Below are 2,065 nucleotides of genomic sequence, written 5' to 3' on the forward strand. Positions count from 1 at the left end.
GCAGGAACGGATCGGTCGACCGGTGGGCGATGCGCAGACCGACGAAGGTGAAGATCACGAACAGCGCCACCACCAGCAGGCCCCCGATCAGCCCGAGTTCCTCCCCGATGATCGCGAAGATGAAGTCGTTGTGCGCGTTGGGCAGATAGTTCCATTTGGCACGACTCTGTCCGAGCCCCACCCCGAACACACCGCCGTTGGCCAGGGCGTAGGTCGCCTGACGGGCCTGGTATCCGGCGCCCTGCGGATCGTCGATACCGCCGAGGAAGCTCATCACGCGCTGCGAGCGATAGCCCTCGACCAAAGCCAGCACGATCGCGATGCCCGCACCCGTCAGCGCGAACGCGGAGAACACCTTGATCGGCAGACCCGCGAACCACAGCAGGGTGCCGATGATGATCGCGATGGTGATCGTGGTCGACAGGTTCGGCTCGAGGATGATCAGCAGACAGATCAGCAGACCGACCGGCAACAACGGGATCAGCAGTTCCTTCAGTGGTGCGTTGTCCCGACGCCGCGACGCCAGCAGATGCGCACCCCACACACAGAGCGCGACCTTCACCAGCTCCGACGGCTGCACCGACAGCCCCGAGATGACGAACCAGCGTCGGGCACCCTGGCTGAGTGTGCCCACCCCGGGGATCAGCACCAGCGCCAGCAGCACCGTCGTGATCACCATCAGGGGCGCGGCCATCCGGCGCAACAACCGCACCGGCAGTCGCAACGTCAGGTAGAAGACCACCACGCCCAGCAGCGCGAACACGACCTGCGTCGCGAACAGACCGTAGGCCGATCCATCCTGGGAATAACCCTCCACCGACGACGCCGAGAGCACCATCACCAGCCCGAACGCCGTCAACAAGAACGCCAGCGTCAGGATCAGGTGATACGACGCGAGCGGGCGGCCGAGCAGGCTGCGCGTACCCTCCGCGATCGTCGACAACGCCGTACCGACCATCTCGACCGGACCGGCCTGCGTTCGCGTGTCGGACGCTCGCGCATCCGCTCGGGACCGGGAGCGTCGTGCCGAGGGCTTGGTCTCCCTCGTCTCTGTCGCGTCGTTCGCGGCCCTGTCGTTCGCGGTCCCGTCGGCGGCGGTGTGCGACTCCACTTCCGTGTCGTCGGTGGGCGCGTCGGCTTCGTCGGACGATGGGTCCGTCGACGCGGCGCTCATCGCCGCTGCGCCTGCGCGTCGACCGCACCGCCCTCGCCGGCGAGCGACCGTGCGGCGTCGGCGAAGGCATCCCCGCGGCGACCGTAGCCGGCGAACATGTCCAGCGACGCGGCCGCGGGCGCCAGCAGGATCGCGTCGGGACGATCCTCGCCCCGGTGGGCAGCGGCAAGGGACCACGCGACGTGGACCGCGCGATCCATCACCGCCACCGCGGTGCCGGCGGGTGCCGGTACCGATACGGATCCGGATGCCGATGACACATCGGAGGTACCCGGGGCGCCGGAGGCACCCGGAGCTGCGGGCAAATCGACGCCCGACGGGAAGGAGAGCTCTCGCTGTACGGTCACGCAGCCATCGTCCCCTGTGAACACTGTGACGGTTGGGACTTCTGGGGCGTGTCGCGCGATCGCTGCGACAACCAGCTCGCGATCGCGCCCGATCGCGACGACGCCGGCGAGGCGATCGGCGACGGCGTCGAGCATGCTCGCCAGCGACGCGCCCTTGAGCAGGCCACCGGCGATCAGGACCACCCGGCGATGGGCGGCGATCGCCGCCTGCGCGGCATGCGGATTGGTCGCCTTGGAGTCGTCGACGAAGGCGATCCCGTCCCGCTCTGCAACGACCTCACCACGGTGTGCGGCCGGTCGGAACGCGGCCAGGGCCGATCGGATCGGGTCGGGGGTGATACCGATCGACCGGGCCAACGCCGCTGCGGCCAGGGCGTCGGCCAGACCGGACGGACCAGGTGGCCGGATAACCGCGGCGTCGGCGAGTGCGGTGCCCGCTGCCATTCCGACCCCTGCCACCCCGCCTGCTTCGCCGAACGCGCGGTCGACCAGTTCCCCGTCGCGAACCCCGAGCTCACCGTCGGCGGGGGGGGGGGGGGGGGGG

General features: G+C 69.6%; 2 protein-coding genes. Both read right to left on the bottom strand.

The genetic code is table 11. The features are described 5' to 3' along the window. The coding region (locus B1964_RS13340) for a putative peptidoglycan glycosyltransferase FtsW (protein ID WP_139765725.1) at positions 1–1,174 on the bottom strand (1,174 nt) is incomplete at its 3' end. Continuing rightward, positions 1,171–2,065 (bottom strand): cyanophycin synthetase (locus tag B1964_RS13345; RefSeq protein WP_290440698.1); only part of this gene is annotated, 895 nt, incomplete at its 5' end. The genes B1964_RS13340 and B1964_RS13345, both read right to left, overlap by 4 nt.

Origin of the sequence: Gordonia sp. i37 (assembly GCF_002043085.1) — a bacterium.
Taxonomy (GTDB): Bacteria; Actinomycetota; Actinomycetes; order Mycobacteriales; family Mycobacteriaceae; genus Gordonia; species Gordonia polyisoprenivorans.